Annotated in this window: 23 protein-coding genes; 12 read left to right on the top strand and 11 right to left on the bottom strand. The window is 64.0% G+C overall.

Going from position 1 to position 23,420, the window contains the following annotated elements:
• Positions 1-8: 8 nt before the first annotated feature.
• Complete coding sequence (locus JMY29_RS00230) at positions 9-713, bottom strand: TetR/AcrR family transcriptional regulator (protein ID WP_189076478.1); 705 nt, start codon at positions 711-713, stop codon at positions 9-11.
• A 107-nt stretch (positions 714-820) separates the two neighbouring features.
• On the opposite strand from JMY29_RS00230, the gene JMY29_RS00235 reads away from it, so the two are divergent.
• From JMY29_RS00235 to JMY29_RS00245, 3 genes are all read left to right on the top strand, one after another.
• Positions 821-2,194 (top strand): flavin monoamine oxidase family protein, encoded by a 1,374-nt coding sequence (locus JMY29_RS00235; RefSeq protein ID WP_018778445.1) that lies wholly within the window; start codon positions 821-823, stop codon positions 2,192-2,194.
• Positions 2,195-2,279: 85 nt separating this feature from the next.
• Entirely contained in the window at positions 2,280-3,146 is an 867-nt protein-coding gene (locus JMY29_RS00240; protein WP_189076479.1) for a universal stress protein, read from the top strand.
• A 23-nt stretch (positions 3,147-3,169) separates the two neighbouring features.
• On the top strand, positions 3,170-4,672 hold the full coding sequence (locus tag JMY29_RS00245) for an APC family permease (protein ID WP_018778443.1): 1,503 nt from the start codon (positions 3,170-3,172) through the stop codon (positions 4,670-4,672).
• A gap of 60 nt (positions 4,673-4,732) precedes the next feature.
• Here the strand turns inward: JMY29_RS00245 and JMY29_RS00250 are convergent, their stop codons facing one another.
• Positions 4,733-5,296, bottom strand: a complete 564-nt coding sequence (locus tag JMY29_RS00250; RefSeq protein WP_189076480.1) for a hypothetical protein — start codon at positions 5,294-5,296, stop codon at positions 4,733-4,735.
• A 102-nt stretch (positions 5,297-5,398) separates the two neighbouring features.
• Between JMY29_RS00250 and JMY29_RS00255 the strand changes: the two genes are divergently transcribed.
• A complete protein-coding gene (locus JMY29_RS00255) occupies positions 5,399-5,779 on the top strand; it encodes a VOC family protein (RefSeq protein WP_079582030.1) in 381 nt (126 codons plus the stop codon).
• Between the two features lie 57 nt (positions 5,780-5,836).
• Here JMY29_RS00255 and JMY29_RS00260 read toward each other — a convergent pair whose 3' ends face one another.
• Positions 5,837-6,286, bottom strand: a complete 450-nt coding sequence (locus JMY29_RS00260) for a DUF5997 family protein (RefSeq protein ID WP_018778440.1) — start codon at positions 6,284-6,286, stop codon at positions 5,837-5,839.
• Positions 6,287-6,319: 33 nt separating this feature from the next.
• Here JMY29_RS00260 and JMY29_RS00265 point away from each other — a divergent pair, with 33 nt between their 5' ends.
• Positions 6,320-7,045, top strand: coding sequence for a LysR family transcriptional regulator substrate-binding protein (locus JMY29_RS00265; protein ID WP_189076481.1), 726 nt, complete (start codon positions 6,320-6,322; stop codon positions 7,043-7,045).
• Here JMY29_RS00265 and JMY29_RS00270 read toward each other — a convergent pair whose 3' ends face one another.
• Positions 7,046-7,744 (bottom strand): GntR family transcriptional regulator, encoded by a 699-nt coding sequence (locus JMY29_RS00270; RefSeq protein ID WP_018778438.1) that lies wholly within the window; start codon positions 7,742-7,744, stop codon positions 7,046-7,048. It abuts the gene before it with no gap.
• A 109-nt stretch (positions 7,745-7,853) separates the two neighbouring features.
• On the opposite strand from JMY29_RS00270, the gene JMY29_RS00275 reads away from it, so the two are divergent.
• The 4 genes from JMY29_RS00275 to JMY29_RS00290 are packed head-to-tail and all read left to right on the top strand — an operon-like array spanning position 7,854 to position 13,432.
• Complete coding sequence (locus tag JMY29_RS00275; RefSeq protein WP_079582029.1) at positions 7,854-8,621, top strand: LamB/YcsF family protein; 768 nt, start codon at positions 7,854-7,856, stop codon at positions 8,619-8,621.
• A 43-nt stretch (positions 8,622-8,664) separates the two neighbouring features.
• The gene (locus JMY29_RS00280) at positions 8,665-10,014 is read left to right on the top strand and encodes an MFS transporter (protein ID WP_110504825.1); all 1,350 of its coding nucleotides are present in this window, start codon (positions 8,665-8,667) and stop codon (positions 10,012-10,014) included.
• A gap of 6 nt (positions 10,015-10,020) precedes the next feature.
• Positions 10,021-11,664 (top strand): 5-oxoprolinase subunit B/C family protein, encoded by a 1,644-nt coding sequence (locus tag JMY29_RS00285; protein ID WP_189076482.1) that lies wholly within the window; start codon positions 10,021-10,023, stop codon positions 11,662-11,664.
• Positions 11,665-11,671: 7 nt separating this feature from the next.
• Entirely contained in the window at positions 11,672-13,432 is a 1,761-nt protein-coding gene (locus JMY29_RS00290; protein ID WP_189076483.1) for an acetyl/propionyl/methylcrotonyl-CoA carboxylase subunit alpha, read from the top strand.
• A 12-nt stretch (positions 13,433-13,444) separates the two neighbouring features.
• Here JMY29_RS00290 and JMY29_RS00295 read toward each other — a convergent pair whose 3' ends face one another.
• On the bottom strand, positions 13,445-14,692 hold the full coding sequence (locus JMY29_RS00295; protein ID WP_189076484.1) for a D-arabinono-1,4-lactone oxidase: 1,248 nt from the start codon (positions 14,690-14,692) through the stop codon (positions 13,445-13,447).
• 125 nt (positions 14,693-14,817) lie between these two features.
• On the opposite strand from JMY29_RS00295, the gene JMY29_RS00300 reads away from it, so the two are divergent.
• The gene (locus JMY29_RS00300) at positions 14,818-15,858 is read left to right on the top strand and encodes a LacI family DNA-binding transcriptional regulator (protein WP_189076485.1); all 1,041 of its coding nucleotides are present in this window, start codon (positions 14,818-14,820) and stop codon (positions 15,856-15,858) included.
• Between the two features lie 25 nt (positions 15,859-15,883).
• On the opposite strand, the gene JMY29_RS00305 is transcribed toward JMY29_RS00300, so the two are convergent.
• The 5 genes from JMY29_RS00305 to JMY29_RS00325 form a co-directional block, all read right to left on the bottom strand.
• Entirely contained in the window at positions 15,884-16,183 is a 300-nt protein-coding gene (locus JMY29_RS00305; protein WP_064722306.1) for a winged helix-turn-helix transcriptional regulator, read from the bottom strand.
• Positions 16,180-16,584, bottom strand: coding sequence for a VOC family protein (locus tag JMY29_RS00310; protein ID WP_018778430.1), 405 nt, complete (start codon positions 16,582-16,584; stop codon positions 16,180-16,182). The genes JMY29_RS00305 and JMY29_RS00310 overlap by 4 nt, the downstream gene beginning before the upstream one ends.
• Before the next feature lie 115 nt (positions 16,585-16,699).
• Entirely contained in the window at positions 16,700-17,695 is a 996-nt protein-coding gene (locus JMY29_RS00315; protein WP_018778429.1) for a bile acid:sodium symporter family protein, read from the bottom strand.
• Positions 17,696-17,791: 96 nt separating this feature from the next.
• Positions 17,792-19,288: a SulP family inorganic anion transporter gene (locus JMY29_RS00320; protein ID WP_018778428.1), complete on the bottom strand. Its 1,497-nt coding sequence runs from the start codon at positions 19,286-19,288 to the stop codon at positions 17,792-17,794.
• 22 nt (positions 19,289-19,310) lie between these two features.
• Complete coding sequence (locus JMY29_RS00325) at positions 19,311-20,417, bottom strand: GTP pyrophosphokinase (RefSeq protein ID WP_018778427.1); 1,107 nt, start codon at positions 20,415-20,417, stop codon at positions 19,311-19,313.
• A 110-nt stretch (positions 20,418-20,527) separates the two neighbouring features.
• Between JMY29_RS00325 and JMY29_RS00330 the strand changes: the two genes are divergently transcribed.
• Together JMY29_RS00330 and JMY29_RS00335 are read left to right on the top strand one after the other, a co-directional pair.
• Positions 20,528-21,349: an alpha/beta fold hydrolase gene (locus JMY29_RS00330; RefSeq protein ID WP_189076486.1), complete on the top strand. Its 822-nt coding sequence runs from the start codon at positions 20,528-20,530 to the stop codon at positions 21,347-21,349.
• Positions 21,350-21,389: 40 nt separating this feature from the next.
• Entirely contained in the window at positions 21,390-22,325 is a 936-nt protein-coding gene (locus JMY29_RS00335) for a carbohydrate kinase family protein (RefSeq protein WP_189076487.1), read from the top strand.
• A 13-nt stretch (positions 22,326-22,338) separates the two neighbouring features.
• Here JMY29_RS00335 and JMY29_RS00340 read toward each other — a convergent pair whose 3' ends face one another.
• Positions 22,339-23,397 (bottom strand): glutathione S-transferase family protein, encoded by a 1,059-nt coding sequence (locus tag JMY29_RS00340; RefSeq protein ID WP_018778424.1) that lies wholly within the window; start codon positions 23,395-23,397, stop codon positions 22,339-22,341.
• Positions 23,398-23,420 lie beyond the last annotated feature (23 nt).

Below are 23,420 nucleotides of genomic sequence, written 5' to 3' on the forward strand. Positions count from 1 at the left end.
ACGCTGCCTTACCCCCGCAGAGCCCCAAAGCCCGTAATCAAAGCCTCCAAGCCCAAGCTGAAGGCAATGTCAGTGGGCCGCTCATGCTGTTCCAAGGCCAGCCGGTCCACGGCGGCAGTGAAGTTGGGGACCTGGTCGGCGAGGGTACCGGCGTCGAAGATGTCCTCAGGTGCGGTGACGTCGTAAGCGGCCCCGAAGACAAAGGCCTCGATAGCCACAATCGCGGAGATGATTTTCTCCTCCGGGAAGCCTGCGTCGCGGAAGCCGGCCGTCACGGCCTCGTACATGGCCAGGGTCTTGGGAGCATTGGCGACAGGCAGGACGGCGATGATCGGAATAAGCGGCGTGTGCTCGGAGAACACATCCCTGTAGGACCATGCCCACTTGCGAACGGCCTCTTCCCAGGGCTCAATCCCGAACGCCGACACATCAACCATCGCGGCCAAGTGGTCCTCGAGCAGGACGAGCACGTCGTCCTTGGAGGACACGTGGTTGTACAAGGCAGAGGGGGCTACTCCCAGTGTGCGGGCCAACGCTGCCATGGTGAGTCCGTCGTAACCCTTGCTGCTGATCAGCTTGAGCGCCGCCGTCGTGATGCCGTCCTGGTCCAGAACCGCCGCCGTTGGTCGGCCGGCGCGGCGCCGGGAAGTGGCGGATGGGGCTGGGGTGGGTTCGGGCATCGGGAGCCTTTCTGCTGCCTGTGTCCCCAGCATTATTCCATCGGCTCTTCACAGCCGCGCACTCAGCCGCTACTATGGAGATAAATGAATGCCATTCATTTATTGGTCAGCCACCAACGGACGGCCACGGAGAGGACATCATGCAGAATCTTGATCGCGACGTTGTGATCGTCGGTGCCGGGCCGTCAGGGCTGACGGCGGCACGTGAACTGAAGAAGGCCGGGCTCAGCGTCGCAGTGCTCGAAGCACGCGACCGCGTGGGCGGCCGCACCTGGACCGACACCATCGACGGCGCCATGCTGGAGATCGGCGGCCAGTGGGTTTCGCCGGACCAGACGGCCCTCATGGACCTGCTGGACGAGCTCGGCCTGAAAATGTACCCACGCTACCGCGATGGCGAATCCGTCTACATCGGCGCAGACGGCAAGCGCACGCAGTACACCGGTGACACCTTCCCGGTCAACGAAACCACCAAGGCCGAGATGGACAAGCTCGTCGCCATCCTGGACGAACTCGCAGCAGAGATCGGCCCCACCGAGCCCTGGGCACACCCCAAGGCACGCGAGCTGGACACCATCTCCTTCCACCACTGGCTCCGCCGGAACTCCACAGACGAAGAAGCCTGCAACAACATCGGCCTCTTCATCGCCGGCGGCATGCTCACCAAGCCCGCGCACGCCTTCTCGGCATTGCAGGCAGTCCTGATGGCCGCCTCTGCCGGTTCGTTCACGCACCTCACGGACGAAGACTTCATCCTGGACAAGCGCGTCATCGGCGGCATGCAGCAGGTTTCACTGCTCCAGGCAGCAGAACTGGGTGCCGATGTCGTCCTTAACAGCCCGGTGCGCACCATCAAGTGGGACGACAACGGCGTGACCGTTGTTTCCGAGCAGGCCACCGTCAACGCCCGTTACGTGATCATGGCCGTTCCGCCGAACCTGTACTCACGCGTTTCCTTCGACCCGCCGCTCCCGCGCCGCCAGCACCAGATGCACCAGCACCAGTCGTTGGGCCTGGTCATCAAGGTCCACGCTGTGTACGACACGCCGTTCTGGCGTGAAGACGGACTGTCCGGCACGGGCTTCAGCGCCGGTGCGCTGGTGCAGGAGGTCTACGACAACACCAACTACGGCGACACCCGCGGAACCCTGGTTGGCTTTGTGTCCGACGAGAAGGCCGACGCCGTGTTCGAGCTCAGCGCCGAAGACCGCAAGAAGGCCATCCTGGAGTCCATCGCCGGATTCCTGGGCGACAAGGCCCTCACCCCCGAGGTTTACTACGAGTCCGACTGGGGCTCCGAAGAGTGGACCCGTGGCGCATACGCTTCCAGCTACGACCTCGGAGGCCTGCACCGCTACGGCAAGGACCAGCACGCGAACGTCGGCCCGATCTACTGGTCCTCGTCCGACCTCGCCGCCGAAGGCTACCAGCACGTTGACGGCGCAGTCCGCATGGGCCAGGCAACCGCCGCGCGGATCGTCGAAGCCAACAAACTGGCATCAGTGACTGTCTGATCGTTGTGAAACCACACCGGCACGCCGGGGGAGCACCATTTCCCGGCCTGCCGGCTGCACTGTTTAAGAACTGAAAGGGACCACCATGCGCTACGTAGTTGGTTACACCGCCAACGCAAGGGGGCACGACGCCGTCCACCTTGCCGTCGCCTTGGCCCGGAACCAGGATGTCAGCCTGGACCTGGTCCTGGTGATCCCGGAGGACTCCCCGTTCAACGCCGTGTACCCACCCGAAGCCGGCTACGACGACATCCTCAACCAGCAAGCCCAGCGCTGGCTTGATGAGGGCCTCGCCTTGGTCCCGGATGACATCACGGCGCACGGACACATCCGCCGCGGTGATTCCGAGGCCCAGGCGCTGATTGACGCAGCTGTCGAGATGGACGCCGCGGCCCTGGTCATCGGCGCCACGAACGGCGGTTTGTTCAAGCGGTTCACCATTGGTTCCGTGGCGGGCTCACTGCTCCATTCGTCGCCGGTCCCGGTGGCCCTGGCACCCCACGGCTACCAGCGGACTGACGCCATCACCCGGCTCAGCTGCGGTTTCGGTACGCGCCCCGGCGCAGACGAACTGCTCGACGTCGCCGTCGAGTCCGCACGCGACCGTCAACTCCCGCTTCGGCTCGTTTCCCTGTTGGCGCTCGACGGCGGTAACTCGCTGACGCTGGCAGACGCCGCCTGGATGCACGCCGCCGACCGGCTTGCCGCCGTCGGAAATTCAACCCCGGACGCACCGCTGCCTGAGCCCGAAATCGTCGTGGCGCAGGGCCGGACCATAGAAGAAGCCGTGGACCGTCTCGACTGGGAAGACGGCGAAATCCTGCTGATCGGCTCCAGCCGCCTCGCCCAGCACCGTGCCACGTTCCTTGGCAGCACCGCCAACCGGATCCTGCGCGCCCTTCCCGTTCCCATGATCGTGGTTCCCCGCGATTACACGCGCCAAAGCTCCTAGCAATCGCCTGAGAGGCAATACCCATGTCTACTGCACCAAAGACGGTCCAGTCGAAAGAATCAACCCTGAGTGAAAAGGGACTGAAAGCCGGATCGGTGGGCCTGATTGGCGCCGTCGTGATCGGTGTTTCCTGCATTGCTCCCGCGTACACGCTGACCGCGGCCCTGGGGCCCACCGTGTCCGAGGTGGGCGTGCACTTGCCGGCTATCTTCCTTGTGGGCTTCATCCCCATGCTGCTGGTGGCGCTCGGCTACCGCGAACTGAACAACGCCATGCCCGACGCCGGCACCTCCTTCACGTGGGCGACGCGGGCGTTTGGTCCGTGGATCGGATGGATGGGCGGCTGGGGACTGATCGCGGCCACCATCATTGTGCTGTCCAATCTGGCGGCCGTTGCCGTGGACTTCTTCTACCTGATGCTCGGGCAGATCTTCAGCAACCCGGAGCTGGGCGAGCTCAGCAAAATCCTGCCGCTGAACATTGCCACCACACTGGTTTTCATTGCGCTGGCTTGTTGGATTTCGTACCGCGGCATGGAAACCACCAAAGGCGTCCAGTACGTGCTGGTGGCCTTCCAGTTGCTGGTCCTGGGATGGTTCGCGGTCTCGGCGTTCGTGCATGTAGCCAACGGCACGGCCTTCGATGCCACTGCCATTTCGCCTGACTGGTTCAACCCGTTCGCCGTCGATTCGTTCTCGTCATTCGCTGCAGGTGTCTCGCTCTCGATCTTCATTTACTGGGGCTGGGACGTCACTCTGACCATGAATGAGGAGACGAAGAATCCGGAAAAGACGCCCGGCCGTGCGGCAACCATCACCGTGCTGGTCATCGTGATCATCTACATGACCGTCGCACTGGCTACCTTGTCCTTCGCGGGCGTCGGCGAGACCGGCCTGGGCGCCGGCAACCCGGAGAACCAGTCCAGCATCTTCGCGGTTCTGGCCGGTCCGGTGATGGGTCCGTTCGCGATCCTCATGTCCTTGGCCATCCTGAGCAGTTCCGCCGCGTCCTTGCAGTCGACCTTCGTCTCACCGGCCCGCACCATGCTGGCCATGGGCCACTACCGCGCCATTTCGCCCCGCTTTGGGCGGATCAGTCCCACGTTCAAGTCGCCGAGCTTTGCCACCATCGCCGCGGCCATCGCGGCAGCCGCGTTCTACGTGATCACCCGGACTGTGTCCGAGAATGCCCTGTGGGACACCATCACCGCCTTGGGCATGATGATCTGCTTCTACTACGGCATTACAGCTCTGGCCTGTGTTTGGTTCTTCCGCGCTTCAGCCTTCAGCGGTGTCCGGGCATTCTTCTTCAAGTTCCTGGCACCGTTGCTGGGCGGGGTGATCCTGCTGGTGATGTTCGTGAAGACGGCCATGGACTCGATGGATCCCGCGTATGGCTCGGGCTCGTCCGTTGGCGGGGTAGGCCTGGTGTTTGTGCTGGGGATGGGTGTGATCCTGCTGGGCGTTGTGGTGATGCTGGTGATGTATCGGCTGCGGCCCGGGTTCTTCAAGGGCAAGGTCCTCTAGTTTCCTCCCGTCGAGTTGGCTCCTAATGACAATGTTGCCCGCCGGGATTGTCACTAAGTGTCACCTCGGTGAAGGGATTGCGGACGTCGGTACACCTGCTGCCCGCTCCGCTGCCGCAAGGGCCACGGCCAGGCGCTCGACGGCGGCGCGATAGTCGGTGCCGGCAGTCACCCGGCAGTACTCGGCTTCCCGCATGGCCCTGGTGAGTGCCGCCGTTTCCGCAGTCCGAACGTCCGTCATGGCCGGAAAATCGATGGCCTGCGCGGGGTCCAGTTCGTAGCGGCGCCACTGGGCAAGGATGTGGGCATGGAGGGCGGCATCGTCAGCAAACCCGGCACGACGGCGGGGCTCAGCTGCGTGGGCCCGTTCCACTTTGCGGGCGCTGGCGAAGGTGGTCGCAGCGGTTGCAAAGCACACGAAAACCATGATGACCCCGGCCGGCGGCCACTGCACTGACGGCACCAAAACAGCGGGCATTATGACCACGAGCCCGGCGAACACGTCCCAAAAAAGCCCGTCCGGCTCCGAGCCACGTCCATGCGTGAGTTTCTTATGCAAGACGTACGTGGTTGCCGCAGTTGCAAGAACCAGGGCAACGCCCCACAGGAGCATCATGGCGGGCATCGGACACCTCCAGGCGACTTCGCTGCTATTGATTCAGTATGCGCCAGCGCGTGAGTGGACGCGAGGGGTCATCTGTCCTACCCCCGGCGTAGCCTTGGCACCATGAGACTGAAAATGTGCAGCATCCACGTCAAGGACCCGGCAGCAGCTCACACGTTCTACACGGAGACGCTGGGGTTTGAGACCCTGATGGCCATGCCCGAGTACAACCTCTTCATTATCAAGAATCCCGGAGCGGACAACAATGCAACCGGGCTGCTGCTGGAACCCAGCGACAACCCGATCGGCGCGAACTACATGAACGCCGTCTACGAAGCCGGGATGCCCGCTGTTGTCCTGGGCGTTCCGGATGTCCAGGCCGAGTACCAACGCCTGCTGGCTGCAGGCGTGACTTTCAAGGGCGAGCCGGCCGAGGATCCGTCAGGAATCAGCGCAGTTTTCGACGACGGTTGCGGCAACTTCGTCCAGCTCCACCAGGACTAGCGCTTAAAAGAGTTGCGGCCGGAGACCACCGGTCCCCGGCCGCACCTTTCAGAAAACTTACGCGTGGTCGCGCTTGGAAGTCTTGGGAGCGTCGCGCTTTGCGGCGGCGTTGTCCCGGGCTTCCTTGGTGGCGGCCTTCCTGGCAGCCTCTTCCTTCACACGCTGTGCCTCGGAGCGGACAGCGGCGTGGGTGGCGCGCTCGGTGACCAGCCACTGCGGGGGAGCCTGCAGCAGCTCGGTGATTTCCGCCGTCGTGAGTGCATCTTCAACGCCGCCGCGGGCCAGGCCGCTGATGGAGACGTTGAGTTTCTGTGCCACGACGGGACGCGGGTGCGGGCCGTTGCGGCGGAGTTCGGCGAGCCACTCCGGCGGGTTTGCCTGGAGTTCGGCGAATTCCTCGCGGGTGATGGACGAATCCTGGAATTCCTGGGGTGTCGCGGGCAGGTAGATGCCGAGTTTCTTGGCGACTGTTGCCGGCTTCATGGACTGGGAGTTCGAGGACGTCATGCTTCAAGGGTATCTGGCCGGTACTGTGAGTGTGTGCCAGATGCTGAAGATTCCGCCGAAACCTCCGAGTCCCAACCCGGGCTTCGCTTCGCCTACGTAGCGGGCGTTACCCCCGGCAAGTGGATCCGCAGGTGGGAAGAACGGATGCCGGATGTCGCGCTGCACGCGTTCATGTCCGACGACCACGCGCAGCTTTCGGTGCTGCGCGACGGTTCCGCGGACCTCAGCTTTGTCAGGTTGCCCGTGGACCGCGAAGGTCTGAACGTCATCCCTTTGTATGAAGAGCAGCCGGTGGTCGTGGCGCCCAAAGGCCACGAAATCTCGGTGTTCGAGGAAGTGGCGCTGGATGACCTGGCCGAGGAAAACTTCCTTGACGTAGGGGAAATGGGTGGCCCGGACATGGCCCTCCAGGTGGTTGCTTCCGGAGCCGGGCTGGTGATCATGCCCATGTCGGTCGCCAGGCATTTGAACGCCAAGGACACTGTCATGCGGCGTTTGACGGGTGCGCCCGGAACGCAGATCGGCTTGGCGTGGCCGGTGGGAACGGATTCGCCGGTGATCGAGGAATTCATTGGAATCGTGCGGGGCAGGACGGCCCAGAGCTCGCGCCAACCATCCGCCCAACAGGAAAAGCCCAAGAAAGCACCCAAGCCTGATCGTCGTGGCGGGGGCCCCAAAAAGCCTGCCGTCGCACAGCGCTACGCTCCCAATCCTGACAAGGGCCGGGGCAAGGGTTCGCGCAAGAAGGGCAAGCGCTGACTACTCGCCGTGGATGGCAGCCTGCTGCTGTTCCGAACGGTTGAGATAGGCCAGGAGCAGGTCGCCCGCACGTTCCAGTTCGCCGGCCTCCAGTGCAGCGCAGATCTGCTCGTTTTCCGCGAGCCAGTCACTGTAGAAATGTGCGTTCATGGTGGCCTTGTGGAAATAGAGCCGCATCTCGGCCAGGATCTGGGCCATGATCGTGTTCAGCCGGTTGCTTTCCGCGAGGGCAACGATCGCTCCGTGGAAATGCTGGTTGGCGCTGCCCAGACCTTCATTGTCATTGGCGGCCGCAGCCAGCTTTCCCTCTTCGACGGCGGCCCTGACGGCGGCGACGCGCTCCGGTGAGCCGCCTGCGCGAATGGAACTGACCTCGATGGCACGGCGCACGGTGTAGACATCGTGGATGTCACCGGCTTCAAGGGTGGCCACATATACGCCCCTGTTTGGCTGCCGGATGAGCAGTCTCTCGCCGGCGAGTTCGGCAAACGCTTCGCGCACGGTGTTCCTGGAGACTCCCAGATCTTCTGCGATGGTGGCTTCAGTGAGTTTGGCGCCCGGAACAAGGAAGCCTTCGGCCAGTTGATAGCGCAGTTCCTCTGCGACCCGCTCAGCCACGGACGGCACCCTGAGGCGCATCCTGGCGCGCGCGCCGTCGAAGCCAGCATGTTCGCTTGATTCCTGATCTGCACTGGCCATGACTCCAAAATTACACGATTGCCGAAAATTCGGATCGCTGGATTGTTGAACAATCCAGCAGATTGGTGCATGCTGGATGTAACGCACATCACGAGGCAGGGATCACACCATGGCAACCATCGACCTGAACAGCGACGTCGGCGAGTCCTTCGGGCGCTGGACACTCGGGGACGACGCTGCCATGTTCCAGTCCGTTTCCAGTGCCAACGTTGCATGCGGATTCCACGCCGGCGACCCCAGCGTCATCCGCAGCACCTGCGCGAAGGCGGTCCAGGCCGGCGTCGTGATTGGTGCCCATGTCGGCTACCGCGACCTCGCGGGTTTCGGCCGCCGCTTCATGGATATCGATCCCAAGGAGTTGGCGGACGACGTCGTGTACCAGATCGGGGCCTTGCAGGCTCTGGCGGCCACTACGGGAGCGCGCGTCGAATACGTCAAGCCCCATGGTGGCCTGTACAACGCAATCGTGAAGCACACAGCCCAGGCGCGGGCAGTAGTGGAAGCTGTGAAATCGGTGGACCCCAACCTCCCGATTCTTGGCCTTCCCGGCTCCGAAGTCCTGCGTATCGCTGAGGAAGCCGGCCTGCGGGGCGTTTCCGAAGCCTTCGCGGACCGCGCCTACAACCCGGACGGAACCCTCGTTTCCCGTTCCCAGCCGGGTGCCGTCCTGCATGATCCGGCCGAAGTGGCCGAACACGTCCTGCGCATGGCCACCGAACAGTCGGTCAAGGCAATCGACGGTTCCATCCTCAAGATCCGCGCAGAGAGCATCTGCGTGCATGGTGACTCACCGGGAGCCGTTGCTATGGCTACCGCGGTGAAGTCCGTACTGGGCGAGGCCGGCGTAGCCGTCGGCTCGTTCCTCCCATCCGTTTGAACCTGGGCTCCGCACCACACACCTCATCCCCCCGGAGGGCATCATGACCAGCACCAACAACGCAGCAAAGGCAGTGACAAGGAAGCCACCGCCCGGCGCACTCAAGGCCTACGTCGCAAGCCTGACCGGCACCTCGCTGGAGTACTACGACTTCGCCATCTACTCGGTGGCCTCGGCCCTCGTGTTCCCAAAGATCTTCTTCCCGGGCAACGACGAATTCGTTGCGCTGCTCCTCTCCTTCTCAGCGTTCGCAGTTGGTTATCTTGCACGCCCGATCGGTGGCATCATCTTCGGCCGCCTCGGCGACAAGGTCGGGCGCAAGTACGTCCTGGTCTTCACTTTGGTCCTGATTGGCGTGGCCACGGTCCTCATCGGTGCGCTGCCCGATTACTCCGTGATCGGTGTTGCGGCTCCCACCATCCTTGTCCTCCTGCGGCTCGCCCAGGGCATCGGCGTAGGTGGTGAGTGGGGAGGCGCGGTACTGCTGTCCAGTGAATTCGGCGATCCCAACAAGCGCGGATTCTGGTCCTCGGCAGCTCAGATCGGCCCGCCCGCAGGCAACCTCATGGCCAACGGCGTCCTCGCCATTCTTGCCGCCAGCTTGAGCAACGAAGCGTTCCTCTCCTGGGGTTGGCGCGTAGCCTTCCTTGCCTCCGCACTCCTCGTGGTGTTTGGCCTGGTCATCCGCCTCAAGCTCGAAGAAACCCCGGTCTTCAAAGCCATCCAGGCCCAAGGCGACCGCCCGAAGGCCCCCATCAAGGAAGTCTTCACCCAACAGCCCAAGGCCCTGGTGGCAGCCGCCCTCTCCCGGGTCTGCCCCGACATCCTTTACGCGCTATTCACGGTTTTCGTGGCCGTCTATGCCACCAAGGAACTGGGCATGACCACCGGCAACGTACTGTCCGCCATCCTGATCGGGTCAGCTTTCCAGCTCTTCCTGATCCCTCTGGCCGGCTCACTGACTGACCGCTTCAACCGTCGTTGGGTCTACGGCATCGCTGCAGCCGCAACCGCTGCGTTCATCCCGCTGTTCTTCCTGATGATCCAGGGCAGGTCTGTGCTCATGCTGACCATCGGCACGGTCATCGGATTGGCATTGCACGCCTTCATGTACGGTCCGCAGGCGGCTTTCATCACCGAACAGTTCCCGGCGAGGCTCCGTTATGCGGGCAGTTCGCTGGCATACACCCTGGCCGGCGTGATCGGCGGAGCGGTTGCACCGATCATTTTCACAGCGCTCTACGGTGCGGCGAATCACGGCTGGTACCTGATTGCTGTTTACATTCTGGTGGCATCCGTTGTCACCATCGTGGGCATGCTCCTGGGTCGCGATCCGGAGCCTGAAGAGGAAGAGCGCTTGTTGCAGGCGGCGCAGTCCCAGCCGGCAGTGTAACGAGTCATGGAAACCGCAATGCACACCACCACCGCAAAAAAGGTACTCTCCGTCAGGCCGGTTGGCACCCGTGCTGTCCTGGCCGAACTGGACGGACTGCAGGATGTCCTTGCCCTCCAGGACATGCTGTACAAGTCCCCGCTCCCGGGACAGGTGGACGTTCTCGCCGCTGCTGAAACAGTGATGGTGGTGGGTGAGTCCGCCGCAGCTACCCGCGCCATCGGCGCCCGGCTGCTCGAGTTGGACCTCACCGTTCCGGAGGTTACTGACTCCGGGCTGGTGGTCATCGACACCGTGTACGACGGCGACGACCTCGCCGACGTCGCGGAGTTGACCGGCCTGAGCGTCGAAGGCGTCATTGCGGCCCACACAGGTCAGGTCTGGACCGTTGCCTTCGCGGGCTTCGCGCCGGGTTTTGGGTACATGGTGGGCGAAAACGAGGTCCTTACCGTGCCTCGACGTTCGTCCCCGCGCACAGCGGTCCCGGCCGGTTCCGTCGCCCTCGGTGGCCAGTACTCGGCCGTCTACCCCCGCCGTTCCCCGGGCGGCTGGCAGCTGATCGGCCGGACCGGTGCACGGATGTGGGACCTGAACCGTCCGCAACCGGCACTCGTGAGGCCCGGTGACCGGGTCCAATACCGGGCCGTCCGCGAGGTTGTCACTGCCTCGGCCCATGATTCCGACGCCGATTCAGACCACCACACGGGACCGGGCCTGCGGATCCTCAACCCAGGTGCCCTGAGCCTCATAGAGGACCTCGGCCGCCGCGGATTCGGCCCGCTCGGCGTCTCCGCGGCCGGTGCCCTGGACCGGGCCTCCCTCCGCAGGTCCAACCGCCTGGTGGGCAATGCCCCTTCTGCGGCGGCCATTGAGTCCGTCAACGGCGGGCTGACTGTGGAAGCTGTTGGAGACCAAGTCCTTGCCGTCACCGGTGCGCCGACAACGCTGACCGTCCAGTCGCCGTCGTGGTTTGACGACGACGGCGACGAAGTCAGTCCCGGCGGCCAGCGGACCGTTCCCATGGCTGCACCTTTCGCACTGCTCGACGGCGAAGTCCTCACCTTGGGCGCCCCCGAGTCGGGATTCCGGAACTACGTGGCAATCCGCGGCGGTGTTGATGTGCCCGAGGTTCTTGGGAGCCGTTCGGCAGATACGATGTCCGGCATCGGGCCTGCCCCGCTGGTCATCGGCCAGGAGCTTCCCGCCGGTGACGCCACCGAATCAACAGCGGTGGGCAGCCCTGAGCTGCAACCCGGGTTCCCGGATGAGGGCGTCACGGTGTTGGACGTCGTTCCCGGACCTCGCGCCGATTGGTTCGACCAGGCTGCGCTCGACTCCCTCACGAGCCAGGACTGGCTGGTCACGCCGCAGTCCAACCGTGTGGGCATGCGACTGGACGGCACCCCGTTGAAGCGGACCCGCGAAGGCGAGCTTCCCAGTGAGGGCACCATGGCGGGTGCGCTCCAGATCCCGCCTGCCGGACTGCCGGTCCTGTTCCTGGCGGACCATCCGATTACCGGTGGCTATCCCGTGATCGGCGTGGTGCGTGATGAGCACCTGGACCGCGCAGCGCAGGTGCCCATCGGCGGCCGTATCCGATTCCGGTTCGTCCACGATTCCCCAGACTTCAGCACAACCCCAGAGAAGTGAGTATTTGATGCGTAAGGTCCTGATCGCGAACCGCGGCGAAATCGCAGTCCGCGTCGCCCGAGCCTGCGACGATGCCGGCATCTCGTCGGTAGCCGTCTACGCGGATATCGACGCCGACGCCATGCACGTTGGCGCAGCCGATGAAGCCTATAGCCTGGGCGGAAACAGCCCTGCTGACACCTACCTGAACATCGGGAAGCTGCTTGGCATCGCCGCGCAGTCCCGCGCGGACGCGGTCCACCCCGGATACGGCTTCCTCTCCGAAAACGCGGACTTCGCACAAGCAGTGATCGACGCCGGGCTGGAGTGGATCGGTCCCTCTCCGGAGTCCATCCGTCAGTTGGGCAACAAGATTACTGCCCGTGAGATTGCCGTCCGGGCCGGTGCGCCGTTGGTCGCGGGCAGCGACGGACCTGTCTCCTCTGCGGCGGAAGCACGCGCTTTTGCCGAGGAACACGGGCTTCCGATGGCCATCAAGGCTGCTTTCGGTGGCGGCGGACGGGGACTCAAGGTGGTCCGCGAGCTCGCTGAAGTGGAAGAGGCCTTCGACTCCGCTGTCCGTGAAGCCGTGGCCGCATTCGGCCGTGGCGAGTGCTTCGTGGAGCAGTACCTGGACCGGCCGCGGCACGTGGAAGCGCAGATCATCGCGGACAAGCAGGGCAACGTCATTGTGGTGGGTACCCGCGACTGCTCCCTCCAGCGCCGCCACCAAAAGCTCGTGGAAGAGGCACCCGCGCCCTTCCTCAGCGATGCACAGCGGCAAAAGATCTACGACGGTTCCAAGGCGATCATTCGTGAAGCCGGCTACTACGGTGCCGGAACAGTGGAGTTCCTCGTTTCGGCAGACGGTGCCGTCGCGTTCCTTGAGGTCAATACCCGACTTCAGGTGGAGCACCCGATCACCGAGGAAACAGCGGGGATCGACCTGGTACAGGAACAGTTCCGCGTGGCTGCGGGCCTGCCTTTGAGTGTGTCCGAGGACCCCGTCGCCAAGGGGCACTCCTTCGAATTCCGGATCAACGCTGAAGACGTCGGCCGTGGATTCCTGCCCTCCCCTGGCACAGTCGGACTTTTCGAGGTGCCTACAGGGCCGGGCATCCGGGTGGATACCGGAGTGCGTGCGGGGTCGAACGTTCCACCGCAGTTCGATTCCCTGTTGGCGAAACTGATCGTGTCCGGAGCTGACCGGCAGCAGGCACTTCGTCGCGCCCGTAGGGCCCTGGCCGATTTCACCATCACAGGCTTGGCCACGGTGCTGCCATTCCACCGGGCGGTCCTGGAGGCTGACGACTTCACTTCAGTGGCCGGACTCCGCGTACACACCCGGTGGATCGAGACTGACTTCGCCGCCCAGATCCCCGTGGACCCTGACTACAGCGCGGTGGCGCCGGGCGGAGAACGCCGGACCATCACTGTTGACGTCGACGGCAAGCGGCTTGCCGTGGGACTTCCTGCCGATTTGCTGGATGGCTGGGCGCGCTCCGGACAAGGGCTTCCGGCCGCTACGGATGTCACGGGGCTGCCGGGTTCCCTCGGCGCCGATGATTCACCCGCCGAATCCGCCCTCGTCTCCAGCATGTCCGGCACCGTCGTCAAGTGGCTGGTGGAACCCGGAGCCGAGGTAGCTGCCGGAGACCCCCTGGTGGTTCTGGAAGCCATGAAGATGGAAACCCAGGTCCCGGCACACCGCGCAGGCACTCTCTCGGAAGTGCTCTCGGCTCCCGGTGGAGTGGTCTTGGCGGGCGCAGTGCTCGCCCACATCGAGTAGCGGCCCGACCCGCTATGAAGTAACCGTCACGCCCAGCACCGTGTCCAGCAGGGCGTTTCGGAATTTGCCCGTGGGATCGTTGGCGCTAACGAGAGCCCGGAAGTCCTCGAAACGCGGGTAGAGGGCGGCGAAGTCGTACTCGCCGGGAGTGAAGAGCTTGCCCCAGTGCGGGCGCGCACCGAACGGGCGCAGGGCTGCCTCGAGTTCGGGCAGTACGGCCTCGACCTCGGCCTGCATCGGCTTCCAGGTAAAGTGCAGCGCCACGCTCTGCTGCTGGTAGAACGGGCTGAGCCAGAAGTCATCGGCAGCAATCGTCCGGATTTCGGAGATGAACAGCAGGGGTGCAAGCTCGTCCGCGAGACCTCGGACGGCGGCCAGAGCGGCGGGTGCATGTTCCAGCGGCAGGAGGAATTCGCTCTGCAGTTCTTCCCCGTTGCTTGGGGTGAATTCGTGGCGGAAGTGCGGCAAACGGTCCAGCCACTTTCCCGCGACATCGAGTTGTTCGGTGCAGTTCTCGGCTGACATGTCCGGGAGCGGGTGCAGTGCCGCCGTCGCCGGCGTTGCTCCGAACAGCTCCGCCAGGGGAGCTTCGGTGTCCAGCGCCTTGAGCCACACTTGGGCGATGGTGTCACCCGTGTAGTTCGTGAAGAAACTGACGCTGTAGGCACTGGAAGCGATGGTTTCGAAGTTGGCCAACGCCGCATCCCAGGACAGATCCGTGAGCACGCGTTGCCGGACCTCGTAGCTGGGCCGGACGGCAAGCTCCAGTCCTGTCACAATGCCCAGGGCTCCCACGCCCACCACGCTGGCGAGGAATTCGTCGTCGTCGACTGTAAGGGTGACCAGCTCGCCTGAGGCGCGCACAAGGTCGACACTCACGACGGCGGCAGCCAGGGAGGGGTTATTGACTCCACTGCCATGCGTGCCGGTTTGGATGGCGCCCGCTACGGAGATGTGGGGAAGAGAGGCGAGGTTGTGGATGGCGTAACCCTGCTCTTCAAGCGAGCGGCCCAAGGCTCCGTAGCTGATGCCACCGCTGACCTTTACCGTGCTCTTTTCCCGGTCGAGGACGATTTCCTGGGGGAGGGCATCCAAGAGAATGTGCGTGCCCTCGGTGTCCGCGACCGTATTGAACGAGTGCCGGGAGCCCAAGGCCTTGATCCGGGTCGCCTGGGCCACGAGCTCGCGCAGCTCCTCCACCGACGCGGGCCGCTGGATGCCCGCCGATGAATACTCAAGGTTTCCTGCCCAGTTCTTCATTGAATTCTTCCCTTTTGAATACATGTTGGCTCCCGCAATTGTTAACGTTCACAACTAAGTGCGTCAAGGGGAGTCCACCTCGGTGAAGATAGAGTTCAAGAATCAATCGTCTGTCAGGAGCCGCCGTGAGCAAGGGACTCAAGCCCACCATCCGGGATGTTGCCACGGCAGCGGGCGTATCGCTGACCACCGTCTCTTACGTGCTTTCCGGCCGCCACGGAGGCACTACCAGGATCAGCCAGCCCACCCAGGACCGCGTCCTGTCGGCCGTGAAGGAGTTGGGCTACGTTCCCAACCAGGCCGCGCGCGGGATGCGGCGCGGCAAGACAGACGTGGTGGCCGTCGCGATTGGAAACCTCGAATGGCCGTGGGATCGGGCGTTGGCCACTGCAGCGGCGAACATCCTTCCGGAACGTGGCTATCAGCCTGTGATCCTCTTGGGCGAGGACTGGCGGAAATTCATGATGTCCGGAGGCGCGGACGGTGTCATTATCGGGTACTTCCCGGAGGCGAAAACGGAGGACGAAACCGTCACGGAACTGGCTCGCCGCGGCGTAGCCCAAGTGGTGATTTCGGAAACCATGAATCCTGCCGGGTTCGACGTCCTCGCGCCCGAGACCGACGCCGGGCTGGCGGACTGCATGGAGTTCCTGACGGCGTCGCATCGAAGGATCGCTTGCATTCGGAGGTCAGATTCCACTGACCGGCCCAAGAGCCGGTTCGCTGCTTACGCCAGTGGGCTTGAAAAGGCGGGCATTCCGCTCGATCAGTCCCTCGTCCGGACCTCTCACCATCGCCCGGCCGAGGCGTATCAGTCGGCGCTTGAATTGCTGCAGCTTCCGGTCCGCCCCACGGCCATCCTCTGCACTGACGACATGGAAGCGCTCCAGGCGGTACGGGCCGCCTTCCGGCTGGGCCTGTGCGTGCCCGAGAACGTGCAGATCGTAGGAGTGGGGAACTCCACCGAGGGGCAGGAGTTCGATCCCGCACTGACGACGGTGGGTCCCGATCCCATTTTCGAGAAGGTGGTCCGGATGCTGCTCGACCGCCTGGAGGGAACGGCTCCCGCCGACGGCGTCCGGGTCGCCTCTCCGTGGAAGCTGCACCGTCGCGGCACCACGGTGGACGCCACCACGGTGGACGGCAGCAAGACGGCGGCGCAGTAGCGTCAAGACCGCGGCGCACCAAGGCCTACGTCTGGGCGTCGTTCCCGGGCAACTCCTCGCCCCAATGGGCCAGCGCGTTGATTGCTTCGTTCAGGGCCCGCCCTCTATCGGTCAGCGTGTAGGCCCGGGTGTTGTGGCGCAGGGGCAGCCGGGACAGGACGCCGGCGGCTTCGAGCTCACGCAGGCGCGTCGCGAGCATGTTGGTCGGCACTCCGAGGTCCCGCTGCAAATCGCCGTAGCGTTGTGGCCCGTCGAGCAGCCGTTCCACGATGAGCAGGGCCCACCGTGAGCCGACGACGTCGAGGGCCGCGGCGAGGTTGCTCACGCGGTCGGATCGGAGTCCGGCTTCATCCAAAACGGCGAGTAGTGGTAGCCATCGGGGTCGTCGAACTGGCGCTGGTACATGAAGGGGTAGTCGTCGGTGTCACCGATCCGCCCGCCGGCGGCGCCGGCGCGTTCGGTGAGCTCGTCCACTGCTTCGCGGCTGCCGAGGTCGAAGGAGACCGTGACCTTCGAGGGAGTGTCAGGTCCACCGACCAGCTCCTCGGCGCCACCGACGCTGGCGTACATCTCACGGCTGCCGAGCATGACGTACTGCTCGGGTGCGATCGCGAAACACGACACGTTGTGATCGGACATCTCGGTGTTGAGGGTCCAGCCGAGGGCGGTATAGAAGGCGGTGGCACGTTCGACGCTCTCAACCGGGCAAGTAATAAAGAGGCTCATGCGGTCATACTTGCAAAATGCAAGTGCGGCGTCAAGACCCCGAGGCCCGCGACTTTCGGGCCTCGTGGAAGCCTTAAGGACTGAGGCCGGAAGCCAGTCCCCAAGAGCGCAAAAGTCAGTCCTTCAGCGGACGTCGCGCGAGCCACGCTGCAACGATCGCACCGGAAACGTTGTGCCACAGCGAGAACACGGCTGAGGGCAGCGCGGCCAAAGCACCGAAATGTGCTGTGGCCAGGGTCGCGGCAAGTCCGGAGTTCTGCATTCCGACCTCGAACGCCAACGCACGGCGCGCCTTGTCATCCAGGCGGCCGAGCTTGCCTGCCAGGTAGCCGAGGCCAAGACCGAAGCCGTTGTGGAGGACAACAGCCAGGAACACGATGCCGCCTGCTGCCACGATCTTGCTGGCGCTGCCGGCCACAACAATTGCAACGATCAGGGAAATCACGACGGCGGATGCCCACGGAAGTGCCGGAAGCACCTTGGCAACGAGCTTGGAAAGGAACAACCTCGCCAGGAGGCCTGCGATGACGGGAAGCAGCACGGTCTTGACGATGTCCAGGACCATGGCGCCGGCGTCGATGTGGAGGAACGAACCGGCCAGGAACAGCGTCAACGCGGGTGTCACCAGAGGAGCGATCAGCGTTGAGACCGATGCCACGGCAACAGAGAGCGCAACGTCGCCCTTGGCCAGGAAGGCCATCACATTGGACGCGGTACCCGACGGCGCGCAGCCCACCAGGATCAGACCCACCGCCAGCTCCGGGGGCAGCTGGAGCAGCACGGCAATGAGCCAGCCGGCGCCGGGCATGATCACGTAGTGTGCCACGATGCCGAGCGCTACGGCCCACGGACGCCGGGCCACTGAGGCGAAATCCGGAGGGGTCAGGGTCAGGCCCATGCAGAACATGATGACGCCCAGCAGATACGGGACCGAGACGCCCATGGGTTTGAAGAGGTCCGGTACGAGGAAGCCAAGGACACCGGCAGCCACAACAAGGAGCGGGAACACCGTGACGGCAACCCGCGCAATCCTGGCCTCGGCGGCGAGGGCGGCGTTCACGGGCGCGGCTGTTTCTTCAGACTCTGGTGCGTTATTGGTTGCCTCAAGCATTCATCCATGCTCACACCTGCCCGGCAGCCCGAACGAATTCTTTACTTGCAGGCAGGCGTATATGTCAGATGACCGCTGTTTCCGAACCCAGCCGGGTCAGGAGTTGAGTTTCCCCGCCAGGCGCTCACGCATGCGGACGCTGGCCTCGTTCAGTCCAATGAACTCCACCTCGCGGCCATGGTTCCGGTACTTCTCCGTCACCGAATCCAGCACCGACACGGAGGACGCGTCCCAAATATGCGATCCATGCAGGTCGATGATTACCCGATCTATGCCGTCTGAGGAATCCTTCGCGTAGTCGAACTGCGTATAGAGATCGTTGGAGGAAGCGAAGAACAACTCCCCATCCACGGTGTACGTCGCGACCCTCTCGCCGTTCAGCTCCAGTTCGGTCCGTTCGACGGTCGCGAAATGCGCCACGCGCCGGGCGAACAGCACCATGGCGGCCAGGACGCCGACGCCGACCCCCACCGCCAGGTTGTGCGTCGCCACCACAGCGGCAACAGTCAGGATCATGACGGCGGTCTCGGACTTGGGCAGCCGCTTCAACGTCGATGGCCGTACGGAGTGCCAATCGAACGTGATCAGTGAAACGAAGATCATCACGGCCACCAGGGCAGCCATCGGGATCATGCCCACCACGTCACCGAGCACCACTACCAGGAGCAGCAGGAACACCCCGGCCAGGAAGGTCGAGAGCCGGCTCCTTGCACCGGAGCCCTTCACGTTGATCATGGTCTGCCCGATCACCGCGCAGCCTCCCAGGCCACCAAGGAAACCGGTGACGATGTTGGCCACACCCTGCCCCCAAGACACCCGGGTCTTATCGGAGCGGGTATCCGTGATGTCGTCCACCAGTTTGGCAGTCATGAGCGATTCCAGCAGGCCCACCAGCGCCATGGAAAGGGCGAAGGGAGCGATGATCCGGAACGTCTCCAGGTTCAGTGGAACGTTGGGCAGGAAGAATCCTGGCAGGCTGTCCGGGAGTTCGCCCTTGTCGCTGACGGTGGGAACATCGATGTTGCCGAGGGCTGTCACCAGGGTGATGGCCACGATCGCCACCAGCGGTGCGGGAATGGCAGTGGTGAGCCGAGGCAGCCCGAACACGATCACCAAACCAACAATGACAATCGGATAGACCATCCACGGCACGTTGAAGAGTTCCGGCATCTGGGACATGAACACCAGGATGGCCAGGGCGTTGACGAAGCCGATCATCACCGAACGGGGAATGAACCGCATCAGCCGCGTCACACCGAGGACCGCGAGGACGACCTGGAAGACGCCGGCCAGGATGATCGTAGCGATCAGGTAGTCGAGTCCGTGCTCCTTCATGACGGGGGCGATCACCAACGCCACGGCTCCCGTCGCAGCGGAGATCATGGCCGGGCGGCCACCCACCAGAGCCGTCACCACGCCCATGGTGAACGATGCGAACAAGCCAATACGCGGATCCACGCCGGCAATCACCGAGAATGCGATGGCTTCCGGGATCAAGGCCAAAGCCACCACGAGTCCCGCGAGGGACTCCGTCAGCAGCCGGCGGGGCGAGCGAAAAGTCGCCCGCAATGACATGAGTTGCTCCGGAGTCATGGGTCCTTACAGGGCAGGTTTCTTACAGTGCAGTCTGGCGGTAGCGCTCAATCTGCTTAAGACGCCGCTGGAGGCTGTCGCGCCGCGGGTGCGGAACGGCGTCGGGCGCCTCAGCAGTGAGATCAATGTGTTCGGTTCCGTACTGCCACAACAGGAGGTCATCCAGGAGGCGGTCGGGACCGGGTGAGTAGCGATGGTCCAGGGCCTTGCGGACCTCTGTGATCCGGTTGGCGCTGAGAAGCCCGGCCAGTTCCACGGTCTTGGTAAGTCCGTGGGCGGCGAGCAGCTCGGCGGCCCATCCCCAGTCGTCATCAACTTTACGGTCAACGTGCGGCAGGAGCGTACGCCAGACGTCACGAACCCGGTTGGGAGTCAGGGGCGAGCCGCCTTCACCCTCCAGATCCCAATAGCCGCGGACTTCCTCGTACCGCTCGTGAAGGTCCGCGAAAGCGCTCTCGACCGTCTCCAACATGGCCGCCGTGGCCGTGAACTGCCGGTCGAAATGCGGGGTCCATGCGCGCGGGTCTTCCGCCTTGAAGCGGATGTCGTGCTCGATCTCGCTCCAGGCGTGCGCGAAAACAGTACGGATCTGGCATTCAAAGAAGTAGCTGCCGTTGGCTGGCATGTCCGGATTGAAGACGTGCTGGTACTCCTTGACCGTTTCATTCTGGATGGTGCGCAGGATGAGGTGGCGGCTGGAGTAGCCATAAGTGCCGGACTCGATGGAACCGATGTCCTTCTCGCGGTCGCCCCGGCAATCGAAGAGCTGGCGCTGACGCTTGATGATGTTGGCCACCGCTGCGTTTTCCGCAGGGAGCTTGGTGATGACACGGATGCCCACCATGTCGTTCAACGTGCGGAAAGGGTCCGGGAATTTCAGGACGCGCGGACCACCCGGTTCCAGGGGATCATCCGTGCGGGAGATTTTTTCCCGGAACGACTCCACGGTCTTGGTCCGGCCGGTGACGAACAACGGGGTGACTTCAGCGTCGTTCAACATGTCCCGCAGGGTCAGCAGTACGTCCCGCGTGACCCGCTTCAAAGCAGGGCGGACACGCTCGTAGAGGGCCACATTCGCATCCACTGCATCCCGCTGGGCCTGGTCCAGGCTGTCCCAATTGCTTGCCATGCCCCCAGCTTACGTGGCGGCTGCGACACTGAACCGGGCCACCCGCCGTCGGGGTGCCTCTAGCCAAACTTCGGAACCGTCACGATAGGCTCAGTACAAAGGAGGGCGCAATGTTGCGGCACAAGTACAGCTACGGCGAACACCCCAGTCAGTGGGGCGAACTCTTCATACCTGAACCGAACAACGGAAACCATCGCGGCGCATCAGCTGTGGCCGGTGGAGTAGCCGTTGTGATCCATGGCGGCTACTGGCGCTCGCAATACGGCGCGGAGCTCGGCGAACCGCTGGCGCGGGACCTCGCAGCGCACGGAATCACCGCCTGGAACCTTGAATACCGGCGCGCCGGGAACGGCGGTGGATGGCCCCATACGTTCGAGGACATCCTGGCCGGGATCGACCACCTGTCGCAGATAGCCGGGGACCACGACCTCCAGCTCGGCAAAGTGGTGGCACTGGGCCACTCGGCCGGTGGTCACCTCGCGGTATGGGCTGCGGGCAGGCACCGCCTCTCTGCCATCGGAGCCCCCGACGCCGACCGCCAGCTCCAGCGGGCACCGGAGGACAACGCCGTGCACCTGACGGGCGTGGTGAGCCAGTCCGGCCTCCTGAACCTTGCGGCAGCCGAGAAGCTCAACCTCAGCAACGGCGCCGTCTGCAACCTGATGGGCGGGGATTCGGCCAGATTCCCCAAACGGCATAAATACGCCGACCCCATGAGCTCGCTGCCGATCAACGTCCCCGTCTATGCCGTTCACGCCACGGAAGACGAGGACGTTCCTCCAAGCCAGTCCGAGGCCTACGTTGCCGCAGCCACGGCGGCCGGGGGCTCCGCCCAGCTGTTGCGGGTCCCGGGTGACCATTTCGACCTCATCGACCCCAAGGCCGTTGCCTACAAGAAGTGCCGTGAGTTGGTGCAGCGACTGCTGTCGTAATTGTTGGGCCGCTGCGCGTCACCTCTGGCAGAGTTGACCCATGCTGACAGTCATTGGTGAGGCCCTGGTAGACGTCGTCCAACGCTCCTCTGGAATTGAGGCGCACGTTGGCGGCAGTCCGCTCAACGTTGCCGTGGGCTTGGCCAGGCTGGACCACCCGGTGCAGTTCATCGGCCGCTACGGCAAGGACGCCTACGGAGACTCCGTCGCAGCGCACCTGCGCTCAAGCTCCGTGATGGTGCCGCTTCCGCCGGATGAGAAGCCAACCAGCGTGGCCACCGCCCGGATCGACGACGACGGCGCCGCCACCTACGCCTTCGACCTCACCTGGGAACTCCCCGGCCTCGCCGGTAGGTTGCCCCTGATGCTGCAGGGTGCCAGTTTGCTGCACACGGGCTCCATTGCCACCTTCCTGGAGCCTGGCGCCGCGGAGGTTCTTGCCGCCGTTGAGCATGCCCACCCGAACAGCACCATCAGCTTCGACCCCAACTGCCGGCCAAGCATCATTACGGACGTTGAGTACGCGCGGACGCAAGCCGAGCGCTTCGTGGCGCTGGCCGACGTCGTGAAGGCTTCCGACGAAGACCTCGAGTGGCTGTATCCCGGCGTCGATCCTACGGAATCCGCGCGTCGCTGGCTGTCCCTGGGCGGCGAAGAAGGACCGGCCCTGGTAGTGGTGACGCGCGGTTCACGCGGTCCGTGGGGTATCACCCGGGCAGGCGAAACCGAAGTTCCGGCTCCGTCCGTGAATGTCGTGGACAGCGTGGGTGCCGGCGACTCGTTCATGGCCGGGCTGCTGTCCGCGATTGTGGATCATGGTTTGGACGGCGCGCAGAACCGCGGGGAACTGAGGGCCATGCCCGCAGAAATGCTCGCGGCGATCATGGAGCATGCCAGCCGCGCCGCCGCCGTGACCGTTTCACGCGCCGGCGCCAACCCGCCGACGCGTGCCGAGCTGAACCACGGGCCGGCCTGACACGCACCAGCGGCTAACCGGCGCCGTGCCCCGGTGCTACTTCCTCGCCGGCCTTCACCGGACCCGGGGGAGTGCCGTCTCCGAACGGACTGCCGCCCAGGGATTCCCGTCCATGGGGCGTCAGCCAGCCGGACAGATCCGGACCGGCGGGCACAATCTGCGTGGGATTAATGTCTTCGTGGACGATGTAATAGTGCTGCTTGATCTGGACGAAGTCGATGGTGTCCCCAAAGCCGGGTGTCTGGAAGAGGTCCCTTGCGTAGCCCCACAAGGCAGGCATTTCGCTCAGCTTGTTCCGGTTGCACTTGAAGTGTCCGTGATAGACGGCGTCGAAGCGTGCCAGGGTGGTGAAGAGCCGGACGTCAGCCTCAGTGATGGAGTCGCCCACAAGATACCGCTGGCTGCTGAGCCGTTCTTCCAGCCAGTCCAAAGCAGTCCACAGGCGCGCGTAGGCGGCGTCGTAGGCTTCCTGTGATCCTGCGAAGCCGCATCGGTAGACGCCGTTGTTGACCTCGGTAAATACGCGCTTGTTGACCTGGTCGATTTCCTCGCGGAGGTGCTCCGGATACAGCTGGGGCGCCCCGGGGCGGTGGAACTCCGTCCACTCCGTGGAAAAGTCCAGCGTGATCTGCGGGTAGTTGTTGGTCACTACTTCGCCGCTGGGGATATCGACAATGGCCGGGACGGTGATGCCTCGCGGGTAGTCCGGGAAGCGGCGGAAGAACGCCTCCTGCAGGCGCTCGATCCCCAGTACGGGGTCCTTGCCGCCGGGATCAAGGTCGAAAGTCCAGGAGCGGGCATCGTGGGTGGGCCCAGGCTGGCCGAGGCTGATGACATCCTCAAGTCCCAGGAGCCGCCGCACAATGACTGAGCGGTTGGCCCACGGACAAGCGCGGGCGGCGATCAACCTGTAGCGCCCGGGCTCTACGGGCCAGCCGGGTTCTCCGTTTGGGCCGGCAGCGCCGTCGCGGGTGATGCGGTCCTCGATGTAGTTGGTGTCGCGGGTGAACTCACCGCCGGTGACGTACGCGCCGCGTGTGCTGTGTTCTTCGCTCATGGTCTTGTCACTCATCAACTCAGCCTATGCTCCCGGTT

The sequence above is a fragment of the Paenarthrobacter nicotinovorans genome (genome assembly GCF_021919345.1).
Classification (GTDB): Bacteria; Actinomycetota; Actinomycetes; order Actinomycetales; family Micrococcaceae; genus Arthrobacter; species Arthrobacter nicotinovorans.

Coding starts and splice junctions, on each gene's coding strand:
- JMY29_RS00230 (WP_189076478.1), bottom strand. CDS start 713: ATGCTGGGGACACAGGCAGCAGAAAGGCTCCCGATGCCCGAACCCACC.
- JMY29_RS00235 (WP_018778445.1), top strand. CDS start 821: ATGCAGAATCTTGATCGCGACGTTGTGATCGTCGGTGCCGGGCCGTCA.
- JMY29_RS00240 (WP_189076479.1), top strand. CDS start 2,280: ATGCGCTACGTAGTTGGTTACACCGCCAACGCAAGGGGGCACGACGCC.
- JMY29_RS00245 (WP_018778443.1), top strand. CDS start 3,170: ATGTCTACTGCACCAAAGACGGTCCAGTCGAAAGAATCAACCCTGAGT.
- JMY29_RS00250 (WP_189076480.1), bottom strand. CDS start 5,296: ATGCCCGCCATGATGCTCCTGTGGGGCGTTGCCCTGGTTCTTGCAACT.
- JMY29_RS00255 (WP_079582030.1), top strand. CDS start 5,399: ATGAGACTGAAAATGTGCAGCATCCACGTCAAGGACCCGGCAGCAGCT.
- JMY29_RS00260 (WP_018778440.1), bottom strand. CDS start 6,286: ATGACGTCCTCGAACTCCCAGTCCATGAAGCCGGCAACAGTCGCCAAG.
- JMY29_RS00270 (WP_018778438.1), bottom strand. CDS start 7,744: ATGGCCAGTGCAGATCAGGAATCAAGCGAACATGCTGGCTTCGACGGC.
- JMY29_RS00275 (WP_079582029.1), top strand. CDS start 7,854: ATGGCAACCATCGACCTGAACAGCGACGTCGGCGAGTCCTTCGGGCGC.
- JMY29_RS00280 (WP_110504825.1), top strand. CDS start 8,665: ATGACCAGCACCAACAACGCAGCAAAGGCAGTGACAAGGAAGCCACCG.
- JMY29_RS00285 (WP_189076482.1), top strand. CDS start 10,021: ATGGAAACCGCAATGCACACCACCACCGCAAAAAAGGTACTCTCCGTC.
- JMY29_RS00290 (WP_189076483.1), top strand. CDS start 11,672: ATGCGTAAGGTCCTGATCGCGAACCGCGGCGAAATCGCAGTCCGCGTC.
- JMY29_RS00295 (WP_189076484.1), bottom strand. CDS start 14,692: ATGAAGAACTGGGCAGGAAACCTTGAGTATTCATCGGCGGGCATCCAG.
- JMY29_RS00310 (WP_018778430.1), bottom strand. CDS start 16,584: ATGAGCCTCTTTATTACTTGCCCGGTTGAGAGCGTCGAACGTGCCACC.
- JMY29_RS00315 (WP_018778429.1), bottom strand. CDS start 17,695: ATGCTTGAGGCAACCAATAACGCACCAGAGTCTGAAGAAACAGCCGCG.
- JMY29_RS00320 (WP_018778428.1), bottom strand. CDS start 19,288: ATGACTCCGGAGCAACTCATGTCATTGCGGGCGACTTTTCGCTCGCCC.
- JMY29_RS00325 (WP_018778427.1), bottom strand. CDS start 20,417: ATGGCAAGCAATTGGGACAGCCTGGACCAGGCCCAGCGGGATGCAGTG.
- JMY29_RS00330 (WP_189076486.1), top strand. CDS start 20,528: ATGTTGCGGCACAAGTACAGCTACGGCGAACACCCCAGTCAGTGGGGC.
- JMY29_RS00335 (WP_189076487.1), top strand. CDS start 21,390: ATGCTGACAGTCATTGGTGAGGCCCTGGTAGACGTCGTCCAACGCTCC.
- JMY29_RS00340 (WP_018778424.1), bottom strand. CDS start 23,397: ATGAGTGACAAGACCATGAGCGAAGAACACAGCACACGCGGCGCGTAC.